The organism is Rhodococcus sp. IEGM 1318 (genome assembly GCF_033142465.1).
Taxonomy (GTDB): Bacteria; Actinomycetota; Actinomycetes; order Mycobacteriales; family Mycobacteriaceae; genus Rhodococcus_F; species Rhodococcus_F qingshengii_B.
In genome coordinates this window covers 465133-482541 of the sequence record NZ_JAWLSC010000004.1, presented here as the reverse complement: position 1 = coordinate 482541, position 17409 = coordinate 465133, and the positions used below count along the sequence as shown (strand labels likewise).

The window sequence follows — 17409 nt, the reverse complement described above, 5'->3', positions numbered from 1 at the left end:
GTGGACGAGAAATCGCAGATTCAGGCATTGGATCGGACGGCTCCGACGTTGCCGATGCAGATCGGGATCCCGGAGAAACAAACCCATGACTACGTCCGCAATGGCACTACCACCTTGTTCGCTGCGTTGGAGATCGCGACCGGGAAGGTGACCGGGATCTGTCGGCCTCGGCACCGTCACCAGGAGTTTCTGGTGTTCCTCAAACACGTTGCGCGGGCGTATCCGAAGCAGGAATTGCATTTGGTGATGGACAACTACGCGACCCACAAGAAGGTCGAGGTCCGTCAGTGGTTGGCTGCGAACCCGCGGATCCATGTCCATTTCACCCCGACATCGGCGTCGTGGATGAACCTGGTCGAGGTATGGTTCGGGATCATTGAACGCCAAGCGATTCATCGCGGAACTTTCCGCAGTGTTCGCGATCTGACGAGCAAGATCCGGGAGTTCATCAACGGGTGGAATCCGCGGGCGCAACCTTTCGTGTGGACGAAAACTGCCGAGCAGATCCTGGCGAAAGCCGACCGTAAAACAACTTCAAACTCGGGGCACTAGGTGTCCCACGTAGTAAATTCATGGAATGTTCAAGTATACTATTAAGCGCGCGGCGTGGTGCGAACACGAGTATAAACATTGCCCGTCCGGGTGCCCCATCGAAACGGCCGAGAACCGGCTTCGTGAGGCGCACCGGCGATGGCATGACTGCGCTGATTCCTATAACTCACCCGAAGACTTCCGCGATGGTTTAAATTCCGCCATTCAAGCTCTTCGGAATGTTACTTTTGCGTTGCAGTCCGTAAAATCGGAGATAGATGGCTTCGAGTCATGGTATGCCGAAGAACAGGACCTCATGAAGGCTGACCCAGTCCTTCGTTGGATCGTTGCTTCGCGAAACACCATTGTGAAACAGGACGATCTGAAAACATTATCCCAACTAAAAGTCACAGTCGTCCCAAGCTATGATGCGGAAGCAGCCTCCGTAGCCGACGAGCAAATGGCCTGGTCAGAGCTTCCACATGCTAAACCCGGCGCAGTCGTCGACACCACGCTGGATGTGCCCGTCGAGTTGACGATCGAAGAAGTCCTGGCAGAACTTACCCACGTGGATCTACCGATGAGCATCCGTCAGGAGGCTACGGTACTTTTCGAACACCGGTGGGTTGATGAAAAGATGTCATCATACGAACTCCTCGCCCTTCTTGCCCATTCGTACGGCCACCTCAATTCGCTCCTGACGAGGTGTCACGAACTCCTAAATATGCGACGGGTCCGGATACCGATTCCCGAATCGGACAAGGAGAACCGAGTCGAAGCGTTCGAAGAACTTGAAGGGCTATCTATCAACGAGCGCCTTCCATGCATGTCCTCCACCCGCCAGTATCGAATCACTCGAATTCGACTTGCCGACGGCAGTGAAGTGAAGGAATTCAAAAATTGGCACGTGGAATACGATGCTGCCGTTGCCAAAGAAGCGGTAGAGAGCGGGATATACGGCGTTCAGCCCGAGTTCGATCACGATGCGGTGGGGGAGATGCAGACCGACACTCAGCTCGGAGTCCTAGTTGCGACCTATGCTGAGATTGCGCGCGGGATACTCCGTTCCGGTCAAGACCACGGGTGGTTCAGTTACTTTTTTCGCAAGGGGCGCATGGCTGGCGCACTTGTCCATGCAACCATCGACAAGCAGGGGAAGCATGCGATCGCTTCCGAGATCTCAAGGAAGGCTTTGGAACTCGGCGCCGATACTGTCTTGATGATCGGTGAAGCCTGGACATCGAAAATGGAGCAGACGCCGGACGGGGCATACGTGCCGCCCAGTCTGCATCCGGAGAAGACTGAAGTACTGGTGGTTGACGCCGTTTCCAAGTCCGGTGCCACCGCAGGGGGCATATTGTCCTTCCATACTCTCGCTGGAGAACCGCCGCACCGCGAAGTCGAAATCGGGGAGTTCACAACCCAATCCAGCGCCTCGAACATCCTATCGCCTACGCGCGCCGCGTGGGGAATCAGAGCACTGGCTGGCGCAGCCTTCTGGCGCGCACAAACCAAGGCTCGATAGGCCGAACCCTTCTGGGGACTGCAACGAATCAGGTGTGGACTGACTATTTTCTCCACAACCGTGCGGAACCGCGATTCTCGAAAATGTCAGACCCCCGACCCACCATCAGCACCGCGACAAGCACCAGGTCGCCACACCGACCAGGCCGAAGCGAAAGCCGAAGTCCTGACCTGCAACAACCCTTGCAGATCGGTCACACGTGGCGACCTGATCTGTTCTTCGACCCAGGCCGTGACCGGTGCATCAATCTCCTGCTGCACCGTAAGAGCAGACCCCTTCGGCGATCGTGGCAACGGAATGCGATGGTTCCGGCAGCAAGCGGCCGGGAAGGTATGGCCGACCCCGGCTAGAGCAGCTCGTCGGCCAGGCCCAGAGACGGCACCAAGGTCGCGATGTCGATGATCTCGATATGTGCCGCCGGTCCGGCGGTGAACTCGGCGACGGTGAACTGTCCGGCGGGTCCGAACTTTTCTTCGAATCGGTGTCGAGTATGGGGAGAGGAGCGGCCCAAGGCCCACTCGGCGGTTGATCGTGAGGCCACCAAGAACTTCTTTGGAAGCGGCCCGACGACAAACATCTGCGCACGCCGTTCCGTAGGGTCCAACGCTAGGTGAACTAGATCAGCAAACACGCCTCGCTTGCGCATGGTGTCGGCACCCTTCCACTGCGAAACCTTGAACTCGGCGATGCGCCGAACGGTCTCGACATCGAACGGCCTGCTGGGGTCGTTGCCAGCGCCGAGTGATGGCCTGACCGTGACAGTCTCGCCAGGTTCGAGGATCAGTGGCAGGCAACGCGCAATTACGGTGGCGTGAATGACGTCGTTGAGCCGTCCGACGTGCTGGCGGACGGCCAGAGCTGCGTCGAGAAGATCCTCGCTGAAACGAAAATGTTCGACGGCGTCAGCGCATCCGGTCATGTCCGAGCCGGCGAAGGTCGACTCAGCGGAGGATAGGTGCTTTGTGAGCTCATTCGTGGTGAGGAACTCCAGCAGAGTGGAGAACGATGCCGACAAATGGGTGTAGTCCGCCGGCGGGTCGGTCAGGCCAGTGTCTTTTTCGGTCTGCTGTTCGCCGGTCCTGGCCTGGTAGACGCTGGTGGTGAAGCCAATCCAGCGGAGACGAGCTAAGGCGGTATGAGAGGTGAAGCTTGACCGAGGGAGGCTGCTGATCAGCTGGTATGCCTGCTTTGGTGGATAACGCACGCCGCCGATGTCGGCCCAGTGTTCTCGAATCGGTTCGGGTACAGCCTGACTGACGAGCTTCATCGCAGCCTCAAGGTCAGTTGGATCCTCAGGCTCCTGCGTTTCCATCACAGCGATGAGTCAAGCAGGCCACTGTGTAGCTGTTGCGGGTCGGGCCAAACATCTGTGTAGGAACTCGGCTTCCGACTTACACGAACCATTGGAGGGCGACTCCTCATTGAGAGCGCCTTCCAGACCCTCGACCCACCCTCCCCGCGTCGACACACTTATCGTGGCTGGCTATGACCAGCGGGGAAGGCGCAGCACCTCGTCGACAAGCTGCTGGTAGGAGCGGATACGACCCTGCGCAATCATGCGTTCGAGCATGAGCCTTGGGGGCCAGCCGGGCGCTCCGGCCCTTGTTTTCTTGGTGGATTCGATCTGCATTGCAGCTTGCTGCAGCTCAGGAAGGGCGAGGTGGTAGATGCAGTCCACGGCACCCGAGCCGTATGCGATGAGCTTCAACATCGAAGGCCGCGGTTCCATAGTGAGGACCGCGTAATGAGGCATATGCCCGCGGCGATGGTTCACCAGCTTCGAGCCCTGTGACACGCAGTCTTGTGCACGGTCGGTACGCAGTGTCCACTTCGACGACAACCCGATCAGGAGCCGATCGATCGGCTCCGGTGCGGCGACGGTGATGTCGATCTTGAGAAGCGATTCTTCGGGCATGGTGTCCTGAAGCTGAACGACCAGTTGATGGTCCTGCTGAGCAGCTGCGATCGCCGCATGGATATGGTCGCGCACCGAGCTGAATTCGGGCGTCGACGGGAGTTCATCGAGTGCCTCGTCGAGTTCCGCCGCAGGCCCTCGATAAGTTTTTCCGAACTGCCGAAAAACATTGAGGTGGCGGTACTGGTCGAACTCGAGTGCTGGCCGTGACTGGGCAAGCATGAGGTCGGGGCGCAGCGAGGTCAGGTGTGCCGCCGCTCGCTTCTCCATTGCGCTGCCGACCTGTGGTATCTCGGTTGTGCCGGGCACGACGCCGAGGGCCGCGAAGAGAGCATGTCCCCATTCGATGGATCCGGGGTCGTGGCTGTCGGAGGTGGAGGGGTTGCCGTTCGGTCGGTATCCGCACAGGTCGGCGGCGAATGGTGCGGTCACGATGTGACTTTGCCGGCGAGTACTCGGAACTGCGGGCAGCGACACGCAGACTTGTCGGATGGTCGGTGCAGTATCAACGTACGATCAGATGGATCTTTGGAAGGTGGCTGATGTCGGCAGCGATACGCACGCTGGACCTCTTCGCAGGTGCGGGGGGTCTCTCGCTCGGTTTCGAGCAGGCAGATTTGGGTTTCGAGCCTGTTCACGCCGTTGAGATCGATGCGGCGGCTGCTCGGACGTTCAAGCGACATTTCGGGTGCCCGGTTTACGACGGCCCGATCGAAGACCTGGAACGGTTCGAGGATGCCGATGTGATTCTCGGCGGCCCGCCATGCCAGGGATTTTCCCCATTGGGACGGGATCGGGACGACGATTCTCGGGCCCAGATGAACGAACTGTGGCAACAGTATCTACGTGCAGTTCGGCAGGTGAAGCCGAAGGCGTTTGTGATCGAGAACGTTCCCGAGTTTCAACGGAGCGCGCAGTTCGCGCGGCTGCTCGAGTTGATGGAAACCGATCGTGAGCTCAGCAAGTATCGGTTTGCGTACGGGGTGTTGAACGCAGCCGATTACGGGGTTCCACAGCGTCGTCGACGGGGAATCTTTATGGCGGTGAGGGGGAGGAAAAAGGTTCCCTGGCCACCTACTCCGACTCACGGTCCGGAATCGGCGAATGCGACCGAGTACGTAACCGTGCGCGACGCGATCGAAAACATTCCGCTGACGACGGCGCGGACCGAGATCGAGGTGATCGACGGTCAGCAGGACCTTCACGTCGGTCGGAACGCCCGCCCCATGAGCCTTGCCCGGTACCGGGCCATCCCGGAGGGCGGGAACCGCTTCGATTTGGCGAGAAACCGGCCCGACCTGTTGCCCAAATGCTGGGCGAACAAGCCTACGGGCACAACTGATGTGATGGGGCGTCTGTGGTGGGACCGTCCGTCAGTGACGATCCGCACGGAGTTCTACAAGCCGGAGAAGGGTCGGTACCTACATCCGGTTGCCGATCGGCCGATTACTCATCGCGAGGCGGCTCGGTTGCAGTCCTTCCCGGACGATTTCGAATTCGAGGGTACGAAGATCTCGATCGCACGACAGATCGGCAACGCGGTGCCGCCGGAACTAGCGCAGGCCCTGGCGCGCCATCTGCACGCGCTGCTTTAGGGCGTCTTCGCCCGTGAATCGATATCCGGCTCGGGCTGCGGGATCGGCTCGCTGGGGCGAGGTGGGAGTGCATCGGTGTCGTGGACCAGCCATCGGAGGAACGCCACGATGTGACTGTTCAGGTCGGAGTCGACCTCGTGGACCGCGATTTGTGCCCGCTTCCGCAGTCTGGGATCAGTGCGATAAACCGCTGCAGGGTAGCGGTGCTGGCTGGGCATGCCCTATTTTCCCACAGGTGGATATCCACTGGCGAGATGCGTTACAGTAACTAGGTGGATAGCCACCTTCTAGCTGGGGAGACGAGATGAGTACGGCGCGTCGCGCAAAGATCACGCCGGGTGATCCGAAAAAGCCAACGAGACGGCGGCGGGCATCTGGTGCCGCGGGATCGCGACCGTGGACGATGATCGACCTGTTCGCGGGCTGCGGTGGAATGACCTCAGGATTTATGGCTACGAACAGTTTCGAACCGGTGATGGCGGTCGAATTCAACTTCGAAGCAGCGGCCACCTACGCGGCGAATTTCGGAGAGTCGCACACACATTTCGCCGACATCGCCGACATCCCCGACGGCGACATTCCGGAGGCCGACGTAATCATCGGCGGTCCGCCCTGCCAGGGCTTTTCGAATCTTGGATCCCGGGACGTGAAAGATCCACGTAATAAACTGTGGAAGGAATACATCCGCTTCGTCCGTCACGCCCACCCGAAGGTCTTCGTCATCGAGAACGTCGACCGCTTCTTCTCCTCGAGCGAGTTTGCCCTGCTCCAAGAAGAAGTACGTCCCGGGGGACTACTCGAGGAATACCACCTCGAAGCCGGATTTCTGCTGGCCGCGGATTTCGGGGTCCCGCAGCGCCGCAAGCGGACAATCGTGATCGGCTCACGCATCGGTGAGATCCCACTTCCTACGCCCACGCACAGCCGATTGGGTGTAGACGACCTGACAGGCTGGCACACCACCCGTGACGTGCTGACTGGACTACCTGCGGTTCCCCCCACCAAGGAATTGCCGGACTCCTCGACACTGGTGTTCGGTGAACGAGTCCGGGGCGTGTTCAAGACACCGGATCTGCACATCGGGCGCAACCCGACCCAGCTGTCCTTGGACCGATATCGGCATGTTCCACCTGGGGGCGGACGATTCGATCTGCCGGACCATCTCCTCTCACGCTGCTGGCGCGAGAAGAAGACCGGTACCACTGACGTGATGGGTCGCATGCGCTGGGACATGCCGTCGTTGACCATCCGCACCGAGTTCTACAAGCCGGAGAAGGGCCAATACCTCCACCCTCAATGGGACCGCGACAAGCCCAGTCGCAGCGTGGATCGACCGATCACGCACTTCGAAGCCGCTCGCCTGCAAAGCTTTCCCGACTCGTTCGGATGGTGCGGCAGCAAGATCGAGATCGCCCGGCAGATCGGCAACGCCGTCCCGCCTATGTTGGCTGAAGCACTCGCACGCCACCTTGATCCCTATCTGGCGGGCACCGCCGACTCGACGACAGCACCCCCGTCCCAGCCATGCCGCTTGTGCGACGGGTCTCAGACGTACTGAATTGGCGGGAGGGGATCGGTCGGCTTGTCGCTGTCCGAGATGGCAAACCGTCGGTCGTCGATCACCACAGTTGGGCGATCGGTCGTGGTGTCGGGAACACGAACCAGCCGTACGGACAACAGCATCCCCTTCGGAGGAACCGGAAGCTCCAACGCTCTGGCGATCCGGGGTCCGTCCTTGAGGTGACCCAGGATGGCGATACCTTCCATACTGAGCTTTTCGCGCGCACCGCGGCAGCGTCTCATTCCATCGAGCTGGGTGGCGACGGTGACAGCGGTGTTGCGGTCGATCAGCACTCCCCTCACCTGCCGCATGAGTTCGCGAGCTCGCTCTTGACCCGACTTCGGCGTGAAGATTTTGTCCAGCGTTGTGCGGTCCAGTGACAAGAGGAGATTTCGGGGCAGAGGTGCACCTCTGAACAGCCATTTCACCTCGCATCGGCCCAACGCGTTTAGAGTCTTCTTTCCGTCTTGATTCTGGCCGTTATTCAAGATCTCGGGCCGGATCCGTACCAACCCGACATCGAAGGTTTCCTTTTTGTCGTCGGCCGACATCAGAAGGCAAATGTGGCCCATCGCTTCGCGGGGGATCGACCAGGTACCGTGAATCGACCACTTGGCATCGACGTCGTGGCCGGCGATTTTGTAGTCCATCCGCTCACCGTGTGGAAGCTCGAACTCTGCTCGGACAACGATCTCCACCTTCGTCCCGAGGTACGTCTTCTCGTTCTTATCCAGCTTTTTGACGTCGTAGCGGCCAGTCCGCGCGCCGTCCAATACCTCGTCAAGGGCCTGGCGGAGCCCCCTGCCGAACCTTTCCTGAACGTTGTTCTGGTTGCGGAACCAATCGACAACCGTGTGTAACGGCTCGTCGACTGTTTCATCCTGAGTCGTGATTTCTTCCGACGTTCCAGAAACTTCGAACAATGCACCAGTATCGATCATTGGAAGAAACTAGCGCGAGCGCTCACTGACCAGAATCGCGGAGCCATCCCTGACCGTTCGCTCTACCTCTCGATGGTGGTTCGCCTCCAGCGCCATTTGTAGCCTCGGTCGAGCACGAACTGGCGCCCAACCGCGAGCGTACAACACCAGAATCTCAGTCGGATATCGAGCCGCAGCGGCTAAATCTATAAACGGTCGATAACTTCCAACTAGATACCGTTAAATCTATACTCCAAGTATCGCCCGTCGAGGGCATGTACGAGCAGATCGACGATGACATCCTTAGTTAACGGGTCAGTATTGATTGTATAATCCAATAGGGAGGGGCCGGTATTATTTACTCTCCGCCAGTGTTGTTCGAATGCGGACCGATTGAAACCGTGAGCGTTGGAAGGAGTGTCGTTGACGGAAAATAAGAACCATTCGGGGTTGCCGGAATTTTGATTTACTATGCACACCACGTTGCCGTCTGGAATCCGACCCTCGCGCACTAGCTCATTCAATGTATTCGCTGCGTTTGGTGGGTGTGGTTCGGGGAGGAAGTATATCTCTCCTGAATGCAGAAGTTTCTCCCTGTGTTCCCCTGAATCTTCGACGATCTCGTCCCAAATTTTGATTTCTAAACCGAACCCTTTAACGTCAAGGCGCCACACGTTTAGATTTTTATCGCAATTTACAGTGGAAGAAGGTTCATCGCGCTGGGCAACTTCAATAGCCTGGATCATTTTCTCGTCTAGATCGCTAAGTGCTAGCGCTTTTTGATCCCCTAATTCTTTGTCTCGTTGTCGTTCCAATTCATAACTAAGTCGGATCGCCTCGGTCTTTTCCTCACGCGCTGCCAACGCTTGTGCAAACAGGGAGGGTGACTTGTCTTTGTTCCTTTTTGCGTGATCAATCGCTTCTAGTAACTCCCGAGAGTCTACATATCTTTCCTTAGGATTCTTCTTTAGGAGTTTGCTGACTATCCTCCGTACAGGACTGGGAATTTCCTCGGGAAGGCTCGGGGGTTGCTGCTGCAATGTTGCCTTCCGCACCTGGTCTTTGTCGCCAGTGAACGGTCTCTGGCCTGCCAACATCTCGTAGGCGATCACTCCCACCGAGTAGAGATCGCTAGGAACAGTTTTTTGCTCCTGATTGATAACCTCCGGAGCTGTGTAGCCGCTACTGCCTTTGAACGCCATTGTGTACGAAGCGGTGTCGTTCTCGATGAACCGGGAAAGCCCAAAATCCGATAGTTTCCATTTCCCGTCTTGATATAGAACGTTATCGGTTTTAATGTCTCGATGTAACACCCCGATTGTAGAAAGCTCGTTGAGTCCCTTGGTGATCTGCTCAAGGATATCTAGAGTCTCCTCTACATCAAGCTTTCCCTCTTTGCTTAACTTTACCTTAAGGGACCCATCCTCCGCGTAGGGCATGATTATATACAAACTCTCGGAGTCTTGAACCTCGGCGATCGGTATCAGGACGTGTTCAATAGATTCGGGCGCTTTCTTGCGGAGGCCCTGAGTGTTGTTGACCTCCCGATAGAGCTGCCTTACGTCGCCACCTTGCGTTAATGGAACTTTCTTTATAGCAACGTCATTATCGTCTTTATCCCACCCGTAATAGACGATTCCGTATCCACCTTTTCCGATCTCTTTTCCGTTTTCGTCGTAAGTCCATATTTGATCACCGCTTTCAATGTCAATATAGGAGTCTGGTTGTAAATTCTCGGAATCCCATATTAGATCTCCTGAGTTCGTCAGTTCTGCATCTATGTATGCAAACGCATTTTGAAGCTCGTCGAAGTTGGCGATGGCCGCGGGATCTTCAGAAAGGAAGAAGCCTTCAGCCTTCAGTCGACTTATGAAATCCCGTATCAGTGTAGCGGCGGTCTCCGCGCCTGAAGCTTGGAGTGAACGAAGAACCTTGTCGTGCTTACTTCCAGGGTATTTGCGAGGGTCGAGACCATTTTTGCGAAGGATCTGATCAATGGTCGCGTTGCTCGGGCTGGATCGCATACCACCCCACATCCCTGCGACAGCGCCGATCACTCGGGGGCAGATGCGATTGTGATTGTGGAGTTTGTCGTCGCTGGCCATAGTGCGCCACTTTGCCAGACAGGTCTTGCCTCGACTTCGCTTCTGCCCGTAAACGAACGTATCCGGTCGACGAATCGACCGATACCCGACTACAGCGAATCTGTGACTTTCGACTGAATATGGCGTGGTTTTTGATGCCGTGATTGGCATGGTGCGGATGTTGGTCTGCCTGGTTCTATGTGGTGCCGATGACGAGGGTGCTTGCGGCGGTGTCGATAATGTCGGCGGTGACGGTGGTGAGGTCGTTGATTTTCATGATGCGTTTGACTTGCGCGAAAAGTCGGCCGATGAGGCGGAAGTTTCCTGCTGTCAGGCGTGCGACAGCGGCGATGGCTTGAGTGTCGGTGAAGTCGTCGGTATCGAGATCGAGCCCGAGGGTGCGCCAATGCCTGGTCAGGACGAAGGTGAGTTCGGTGTTGGTCAGTGGCCTGTAGTGGTGAGCGAATCCGACGCGGCTGTAGAGCTGGGGGTAGCGGGAGAAGCGTTTTTCGATGCCGGGCATGCCGATGAAGATCAGGCCGTGGGTGTGGCGGTCGTATTCGTCGCGCAGCATTTCCAGGGAGCTGGCGGTCAGCCGTTCGGCTTCGTCGATGATGAGCAGTTCGGTGTAGTCGTGACCGGAGGTGTGGATGATCGTTGTCGTCGCGGGGGTGAGGTGCTCGTCGATGCAGGCGTCGATGCGGCGGCTGGATTTGTGGATGTCGTCACGGATCCGACGTGGAGTGGTCCCTGAGTACGGGGTGTAGTAGAGGGTGCGGGTCCGGTTGAGGTCGGCGTGGATCACGGCATCGCGTGAGGTCCAGGCGTCGAGGTAGGGGCCGATCTTGTTCCAATGGGCGTAGCGGCGGGCGGAGAGCGTTTTTCCGACTCCGGCTGGGCCGTAGCAGATTCCGATGGTGTGTTCGCGTTTGACGGTGTCGGCGAATTCGGTGAATCGGCGGTGCTCTTTGGTGACGATGAACCGGCCCGCGGCCGTGGTGGTGGTCATCGGTCAGTCCTGTCGGTAGGTGCGCAGACGACTGCGTGGCGGTCGCGGTTCTGGTTTCGCCGTGGCGACGGGTTGTTGGGTGGCGGCGACGGCGATACGTTCGTTGACCTGGCTTCGGAGCCAACGTCTGTGGGCGCGGCGGGCGGCGTCGATGTCTTTGAGGGTGACGGTGTCGCCGATGTGTTCGGGGTTGATTGCTTTACACAGGAAACGTCCGTGGTGGAAGACCCTGATTTCGGTGATGTCGCGGGGGTCGTATCGGATGGTGACGGGTTCTCGCACGTACGCGGCCAGGAGTGGGTCGAGGTACCGCAGTCCTTGGAAGTGGATGCCGTCGCGGTGCACGATGCGTGGTTTCGCGACGTCGACGAGGAGTAGGTCGAGTTCGGTGAGGTCGGTGGGCATACGTGGGAGCCAGCCGTCGGCGAGCCAACGATCGTGGGGGCTAGTACCGATTTCGGGGTGCCGGCGGCGGTGGTAGGTGTCGACGATGAAGTGTCTTAGGGCGTGGTCGAGGTCGGTCAGCGTCAATGTTGGTGCGGTGACGCAGCGCCCGCGGTGGAGGCGGCCGGGGAGTTCGGGGAGTAATTCGGTGGTGACGGTGCCGAAGAAGCGTTCGATCTTGCCGCGCCCTTGCGGGCGGGCGACGGCCGAGTAGACGACCTGAAATTTCAGGTCGGCGGCGACCTGGGTGAGGTGTTCGCTGGTGAAGTCGCTGCCGTGGTCGACGTAGAGGATGTCGGGGATGCCGCACATCGGCCATGTGGGGTCTGCTTTTGTCCAGATCGCTTGTCGTAGTGCGAGGGACGTCAACAATGCGGAGGGTGCGCCGAGTCCGACGGTGTAGCCGGGGATCGCGCGGGAGCAGTCGTCGAGGATTACGGTCAGCCATGGCCGCACACCGGCACCGCCGGGGTCGAGAATTTCGATGTCGAGTTCGGTGTGATCGACCTGCCAGATCTGGTTCGGGGTTTCGCTTTGTCTGCGGTAGACCAGCTCGTACTTGTCTCGTAGTGCGCTCGCGCCTTCTCGTGCGAGGGTCACGGCCGCGGGATCCATCGCGGTGATGATGGCGCGGACCACGCCGTACGAGACGGGCGGCAGGTTCCGCGCCGCTGCGGCTGTGTTGACAGTCCGGGTGATGGAGACGATGGACAGCGGATTCTTCCGCAGTGCGAGTCCTTCGATCAGCAGGATCAGGTCGGGATCGAGGTGATGTCCAGTCGGGGTTCGGGTGGTGCGGGCCAGACCGGTGAGACCGCCGGCGCGGTAGCGGGTGAGCCAGCGCCGGGCGGTACGTTCGGAAATCTGCGCGGTGCGGGCGGCGCGGGCGAGTGGAACGCCGCCGGTCAAGTGCGGCTCAAGCACCGCGTACCGGCGCATCGCTTCCTCGCGTTGCGCGGCGGTGAGTTCGCCCAGTTCGGTCATGACCAGTGGTGACGGATCATTGTGTGCTGTGTCCTTGCGGAAGTCCGGAGGACATCGCTGACGTTACGCCGAGCTGCCCAGTCCGGTAAGGGCTGATCAGGGTTCGGTGTCGAGGACGGCGAGGAGCTTTCGGAGGATCTCGTCAGCCCGTGCCTCGACGTCGTCCAATTCTGCGGTGACATCGGTGAGGGCGGTGTGCGCGGCGCGGCGGGCTTCGAGGCCGCTCTCGTAGTAGCTGTCGTCGAGGACGATCTCGGGGAAGACCTCCGGCTCGTAGACATCGGACGTATCGCGCTGTCGGGGGCGCCGACTGTACGGACGGTGCGGGGGTGCCTGATTTTCGAGGTGGGCAGTGATGATGGAGGCTATCGATTGCGCAGTCAACGCAGGTCCGGCGATCGGGGTGTGTCCCCAGCGGTCGATCGGGGTGAACAACGGACCCGACTGTTTCCCGCCGACAACAGCTCCGGCCGCTCCGCTCGATAGTTCGCGGGTGGGGAGTGTGTGGGCGTCGAGGTTCTCGGCGAGAAGCCGTGTCGACGGTGTGCGATCCAAGAATTCGAGGATCTGCGCCCACCTCTCGTACACCGCGACCGGGTTCAGCGACTGCTGGTACGTGGACGGGGCGAGCCGGAACGGGTGAACGCCGCCGACGATCAGCGTCTGTCCCTCGATGTGAATGTTGTTGCGGTGCAAGGCGCTGATCTGCTCGATACTGAGCCCTGCCGAGGCGAGGAGGAGCAGTAAGGCGTCGCGGCGCCCGAACAACCCGCTCGGCCATCCGAAGGTCGGAAGTCGCGGGATGATCTCCGAGGCAACTACTTCCAGACTCGAGAGCCGGTCTGTTCGTCTCTGGTTCACTATTCGTCGGATTGTGTCCGCATCGCCGGGTGCAGGGTGTCCGGCGGCGCGGTGCACCGTGTTGACGGTGGTGATTCGGCGCCGTTGTGTGGAGAGTGCGGCGGGGTTTTCCGCGATGAACTGTGCCAACGTCGCCGGGGCGGCGGGTAGTGCGATGTGGTCGGCGGCGGCGCACCAGTCGGTGAACAGTGCCCACCCGGATCGGTCCTTCACGCCGAGTGCGTGTTCGAAGTCTGTACTGGTGGAGGTAGGTTCCGTGTTCAGTGTGGTCATGGGGTGTCAGAGCCCGATGTCGGTGACGGCGTTCCCGATCAAGGGTGCGTGTTCGCGGGCGTACACCTCGAGCATGCCCGGCGTCTTGTGTCCGGTCTGGCGCATGATCGCGTGCGCATCAGCGCCGTTGCGGAAGGCCTGGGTGACGAATCCGGCTCGCAAGGAATGCCCACCGAGCCGCGCGACGAGAGTTTCGTCGTAGTCGGCGGCGGTAGTGCGGCGCCGGACCGCTGCGTGGACTGCAGCCCCGGACAACGCTGTGGTGGAGAGGTTTCCGTTCTTGGCGATCGACCGGAACAGCGGCGTGTGGGGCGAGGCTGTGGGTACTGCGCCGCGGCACAGGTGACCGTCGAAGACCGGCGATGTGCGCAGCAACCGGATCACTCCGGCTCTCTCGCCGCGTTCGTATGCGGCGACGACCTGCAACCATCGCAATGCAGCGCATGGCGGGCAACTGACGTGCGACGTGATGAAGGGCAGTGCTTTGACCGCGCCGGTACCGTCCTGGTCGGTCTTCGACCGCCGCAGCCGAACGTGTAGCCCGTCGAGGCGGTGCACAGTGATGTCGCCGCAGTCGAGGCCGACGAGTTCGCTGCGCCGGAACGCGCCCGCGAACCCCATCAACAACAAGGCGGTGTCGCGGCGTTCGAGGACTTCGCCGGCCCAGCCGGTAACAGCGTCTCGGGCTTTCGTCACGATGGTGACGATGTCGGAGGTCAACAGCGGAGCCATCTGTCGCCGCGGCCGATCACCGGCCGCGGCATAGCTTCGGCGGATCCCTGACAAGGTCGCGGTGACGATCGGATCCGCTGTCGGTGGCGGGTATCCGGCTACTTGATGCCGGTGGCCGATCGCGGTGACCCACCGTGAGAGCGTTGCCGGCGCATACGCACGCTGCCCTGTGCCGGTGAGTGTGTCGGCGGCGTCGGTCAGGTACGCCGCGACGACCAGCGGATCCGCCGGCAACTCTTGGTGGTCGTGAAGCGCGCACCACGTGTCGAATCGTCGCCAATCCGACGCGTACGCCCGCACAGTGCTCGGGGACTTCGATTCCGCCACCGAACGCGCGATCCGGGCTCGAACATCCGCCGACACCACAGGCTCCGGCTGTCGGGAATTCCCGACAGTCGGAGCCTCGACCAGCATGTTCTCCGCGAAATCGGTCATCGCCGCACGATACCTACGACTACCGACAGGGTTTTCGGGCGGTGTTCAAAACTCATTGAATCTGATGTTTCTCCGCCGCGTTGACCTGAGAGGAATCCGCTAGCTTGATCTGGGCTGTCATCTCGAAGGCTGCTGTCTCTAGATCCAGGGGTGGGAACGCCCCGCGAGTGAAGCCACAGTGGGTCCCAACAGGTTCAATGTTTGTGGTGCAGTGCTTTACGAGCCGGCAGCAGTCAGTGCAGTCGCTACGCGAGATGGGCTGGGATGCCCGATATGCTGTGCCATCCATTGCGAGGTTCCAGTGAGTACGTCGAGGTCGATACCTGTACGGATGCCGAGACCGTGGAGCATCCACACCAACTCTTCGGTGGCGAGGTTGCCCGTCGCACCTCGAGCGTACGGGCACCTACCTAAACCCCCTGCTGCAGTGTCGAATTCAGTGACCCCCAACCTCAATGCCGCATAGACATTGGTGAGCGCTTGGCCGTAGGTGTCGTGGAAATGCCCCGCAATCGAGTCGACTGGAACTCCCTTCTCCAAGACTGCGTCGAGCACCGCACGGACATGCCCTGGGGTGGCGACACCGATCGTGTCGCCGAGCGAGATCGACGAGCATCCCATGGCCATCAGTTCCGCGGCGATATCGGCGACGCGGCGCGGATCGACCTTCCCCTCCCATGGGTCCCCGAAGCACATCGAGATGTATCCGCGGGTGCCGACGCCGGCACACTGCGCACCTGCGATTACCCGGTGCGCATTGTCGAGCGTGCCGAGGATAGTGGTGTTCAGGTTCTTACGGGCGAAAGTCTCGGTGGCGCTGACGAATACGGCGACCTCTTTAGCACCTGAGGCGAGCGCACGTTCGAGCCCGCGCACATTCGGGGTCAGTACGACCTGACGGACAGTGTCCGGTAAGTCGAGTTCCGCCATGAGTTCTTCCGCATCGGCGAGTTGTGGGATCCATTTCGGGGAAACGAAACTCGTCACCTCGAGCGATCGGACACCGGCAACGACCAGGCGACGGCAGAACTCGGCCTTGACCTCGGTAGGGACGGTGGCCGATTCGGCTTGTAGTCCGTCGCGGGGTCCGACTTCATACACTCGGACGGCGCTGGGCAGTGTGGGGTCGGTGAATTCGTGGGGCGCCGGCCGCCACACCGTATCGCCGTCGGCTGACGAGGTAGTCATGTCAGTGCCCGGATCGGAGATCGGCGAGGACTTTTTCGGCGTGTTCGACGCGAATGCTCTTGTCGTTGATGAGCCTCTTGACCACGAGATCGATTTCGTCGCTGGTGGCGCCGGCGGACGCGGCGATGGTGCGAGCGTGCAGGCTCATGTGACCGCGTTGGATTCCCTCCGCCGCCAATGCACGGCAGGCACCGAGGTTCTGTGCGAGTCCGACGGCGACGATCACGTCTGCCAGCTCCGAGGCGGTGGAGACGCCGAGCATCTTCACCGCGGCTTGCGCGACGGGATGGACCTTGGTGGCGCCTCCGACCAACCCGACGGCCATCGGCACTTCGAGAGTGCCCGCGAGATGGCCGTCCGCGGTCTTCTCGAAGTGCGAGAGTGCCGTGTAGCGGCCGTCGGCGGAGATGGCATGCGAGTGGCACCCTGCCTCGACGGCTCGGGTGTCGTTACCGGTGGCCAACACTGCCGCGGTGATGCCGTTCATGATCCCTTTGTTGTGGGTCGCGGCCCGGTAGGAGTCAGCCTCGGCGAAGGCAGAGGCGTGCACGATATCATCGACTACTTCGTCGCCGCCGAGCAATTCCTTGTCGAAGATTGCTCGTACCCGGGTGATGCGGAGATCCGCCTTGTTAGTCAGGATCCGCAACAACGTGCGACCTCCGGAAATATCGGCCAGCCGCGGAGCGATTGCCTCGGCCATGGTGTTGACGGCGTTGGCGCCCATGGCATCTCGCACATCGACATGGATGTGCACCACGACGTGCACTCCGGTGCGGGTCCGCACCAGTCGCACGGTGAGTTCACGGGCGGCGCCACCGAACCGCACCAGCATCGGGTCTTGGGCATTGGCCAGTTCGATAATCTCGGCGCGGGCTTCGAGCACCCGAAGGCGGGAGGCTTCAGGGTCGGGGCAGTTCAGGATTTGGATCTGAGCCTGCATGACCGGATCAGTGCTCGACGTGTGAAATCCACCGTGTACTCGCGCCATTCGGGCGGCGTTGCTGGCGGCGGCAACCACCGACGGCTCCTCGGTAGCCATCGGCACGAGGTAGTCACGTCCGTTGACGGTGAAGTTCGTGGCAATACCCACCGGGATCCCCATGACACCGACGACGTTCTCGATCATGTGATCGGCCTGCTCGACACCGAGCCCCTGTTCGGGATCGAAGACGGCGACGTCGAGGTCGGACAGACCTGTCCGCTCGGCGACAACCTTGCGGCGCTCCTGCGCGCTGGAGTCCTTCAGGCCGGGGATGCGGCTGTTGACGGGCACTGGCGTTCCTCCACGTACTCGCGGGCGCTCGGACGTAGTCTGTTCCGAAGTCAACCCTGTTATGTGCTTCGCTTCA

15 protein-coding genes are annotated in these 17409 nt (G+C 60.2%); 4 read left to right on the top strand and 11 right to left on the bottom strand.

The genetic code is table 11. The features are described 5' to 3' along the window. Both R4P65_RS13140 and R4P65_RS13135 read left to right on the top strand, forming a co-directional pair. Positions 1-552: IS630 family transposase (locus tag R4P65_RS13140; protein ID WP_317826800.1), on the top strand; the 552-nt coding region annotated here is incomplete at its 5' end. Positions 553-577: 25 nt separating this feature from the next. Further along, positions 578-2056 (top strand): hypothetical protein, encoded by a 1479-nt coding sequence (locus tag R4P65_RS13135; RefSeq protein WP_317826799.1) that lies wholly within the window; start codon positions 578-580, stop codon positions 2054-2056. A gap of 346 nt (positions 2057-2402) precedes the next feature. Here the strand turns inward: R4P65_RS13135 and R4P65_RS13130 are convergent, their stop codons facing one another. Further along, a complete protein-coding gene (locus R4P65_RS13130) occupies positions 2403-3323 on the bottom strand; it encodes a hypothetical protein (RefSeq protein ID WP_317826798.1) in 921 nt (306 codons plus the stop codon). 216 nt (positions 3324-3539) lie between these two features. After that, positions 3540-4403: an NgoMIV family type II restriction endonuclease gene (locus tag R4P65_RS13125; protein WP_317826797.1), complete on the bottom strand. Its 864-nt coding sequence runs from the start codon at positions 4401-4403 to the stop codon at positions 3540-3542. A gap of 110 nt (positions 4404-4513) precedes the next feature. On the opposite strand from R4P65_RS13125, the gene R4P65_RS13120 reads away from it, so the two are divergent. Further along, the gene (locus R4P65_RS13120; RefSeq protein ID WP_317826796.1) at positions 4514-5566 is read left to right on the top strand and encodes a DNA cytosine methyltransferase; all 1053 of its coding nucleotides are present in this window, start codon (positions 4514-4516) and stop codon (positions 5564-5566) included. On the opposite strand, the gene R4P65_RS13115 is transcribed toward R4P65_RS13120, so the two are convergent. Further along, the gene (locus tag R4P65_RS13115; protein WP_317826795.1) at positions 5563-5784 is read right to left on the bottom strand and encodes a hypothetical protein; all 222 of its coding nucleotides are present in this window, start codon (positions 5782-5784) and stop codon (positions 5563-5565) included. The two genes, R4P65_RS13120 and R4P65_RS13115, sit on opposite strands and share 4 nt — an antisense overlap. Positions 5785-5870: 86 nt before the next feature. On the opposite strand from R4P65_RS13115, the gene R4P65_RS13110 reads away from it, so the two are divergent. Next, positions 5871-7124: a DNA cytosine methyltransferase gene (locus R4P65_RS13110; RefSeq protein ID WP_317826794.1), complete on the top strand. Its 1254-nt coding sequence runs from the start codon at positions 5871-5873 to the stop codon at positions 7122-7124. Here the strand turns inward: R4P65_RS13110 and R4P65_RS13105 are convergent. From R4P65_RS13105 to R4P65_RS13070, 8 genes are all read right to left on the bottom strand, one after another. Beyond that, positions 7112-8068 carry a NaeI family type II restriction endonuclease gene (locus R4P65_RS13105; protein WP_317826793.1) on the bottom strand — a complete coding sequence of 319 codons (957 nt, stop codon included), beginning with the start codon at positions 8066-8068 and terminating at the stop codon, positions 7112-7114. The two genes, R4P65_RS13110 and R4P65_RS13105, sit on opposite strands and share 13 nt — an antisense overlap. Positions 8069-8277: 209 nt before the next feature. Then, entirely contained in the window at positions 8278-10152 is a 1875-nt protein-coding gene (locus tag R4P65_RS13100; RefSeq protein WP_317826792.1) for a serine/threonine-protein kinase, read from the bottom strand. 175 nt (positions 10153-10327) lie between these two features. Then, entirely contained in the window at positions 10328-11140 is an 813-nt protein-coding gene (locus R4P65_RS13095; RefSeq protein ID WP_317826791.1) for an ATP-binding protein, read from the bottom strand. Between the two features lie 3 nt (positions 11141-11143). Further along, positions 11144-12568 carry a Mu transposase C-terminal domain-containing protein gene (locus R4P65_RS13090; protein WP_317826790.1) on the bottom strand — a complete coding sequence of 475 codons (1425 nt, stop codon included), beginning with the start codon at positions 12566-12568 and terminating at the stop codon, positions 11144-11146. Between the two features lie 96 nt (positions 12569-12664). Further along, on the bottom strand, positions 12665-13702 hold the full coding sequence (locus R4P65_RS13085) for a recombinase (RefSeq protein ID WP_317826789.1): 1038 nt from the start codon (positions 13700-13702) through the stop codon (positions 12665-12667). A gap of 6 nt (positions 13703-13708) precedes the next feature. Then, complete coding sequence (locus tag R4P65_RS13080) at positions 13709-14869, bottom strand: site-specific integrase (RefSeq protein ID WP_411742540.1); 1161 nt, start codon at positions 14867-14869, stop codon at positions 13709-13711. Positions 14870-15085: 216 nt separating this feature from the next. Continuing rightward, on the bottom strand, positions 15086-16057 hold the full coding sequence (locus R4P65_RS13075; protein WP_317826788.1) for a hydroxymethylglutaryl-CoA lyase: 972 nt from the start codon (positions 16055-16057) through the stop codon (positions 15086-15088). Position 16058: 1 nt separating this feature from the next. After that, positions 16059-17333, bottom strand: a complete 1275-nt coding sequence (locus tag R4P65_RS13070; protein WP_317826787.1) for a hydroxymethylglutaryl-CoA reductase, degradative — start codon at positions 17331-17333, stop codon at positions 16059-16061. Positions 17334-17409 lie beyond the last annotated feature (76 nt).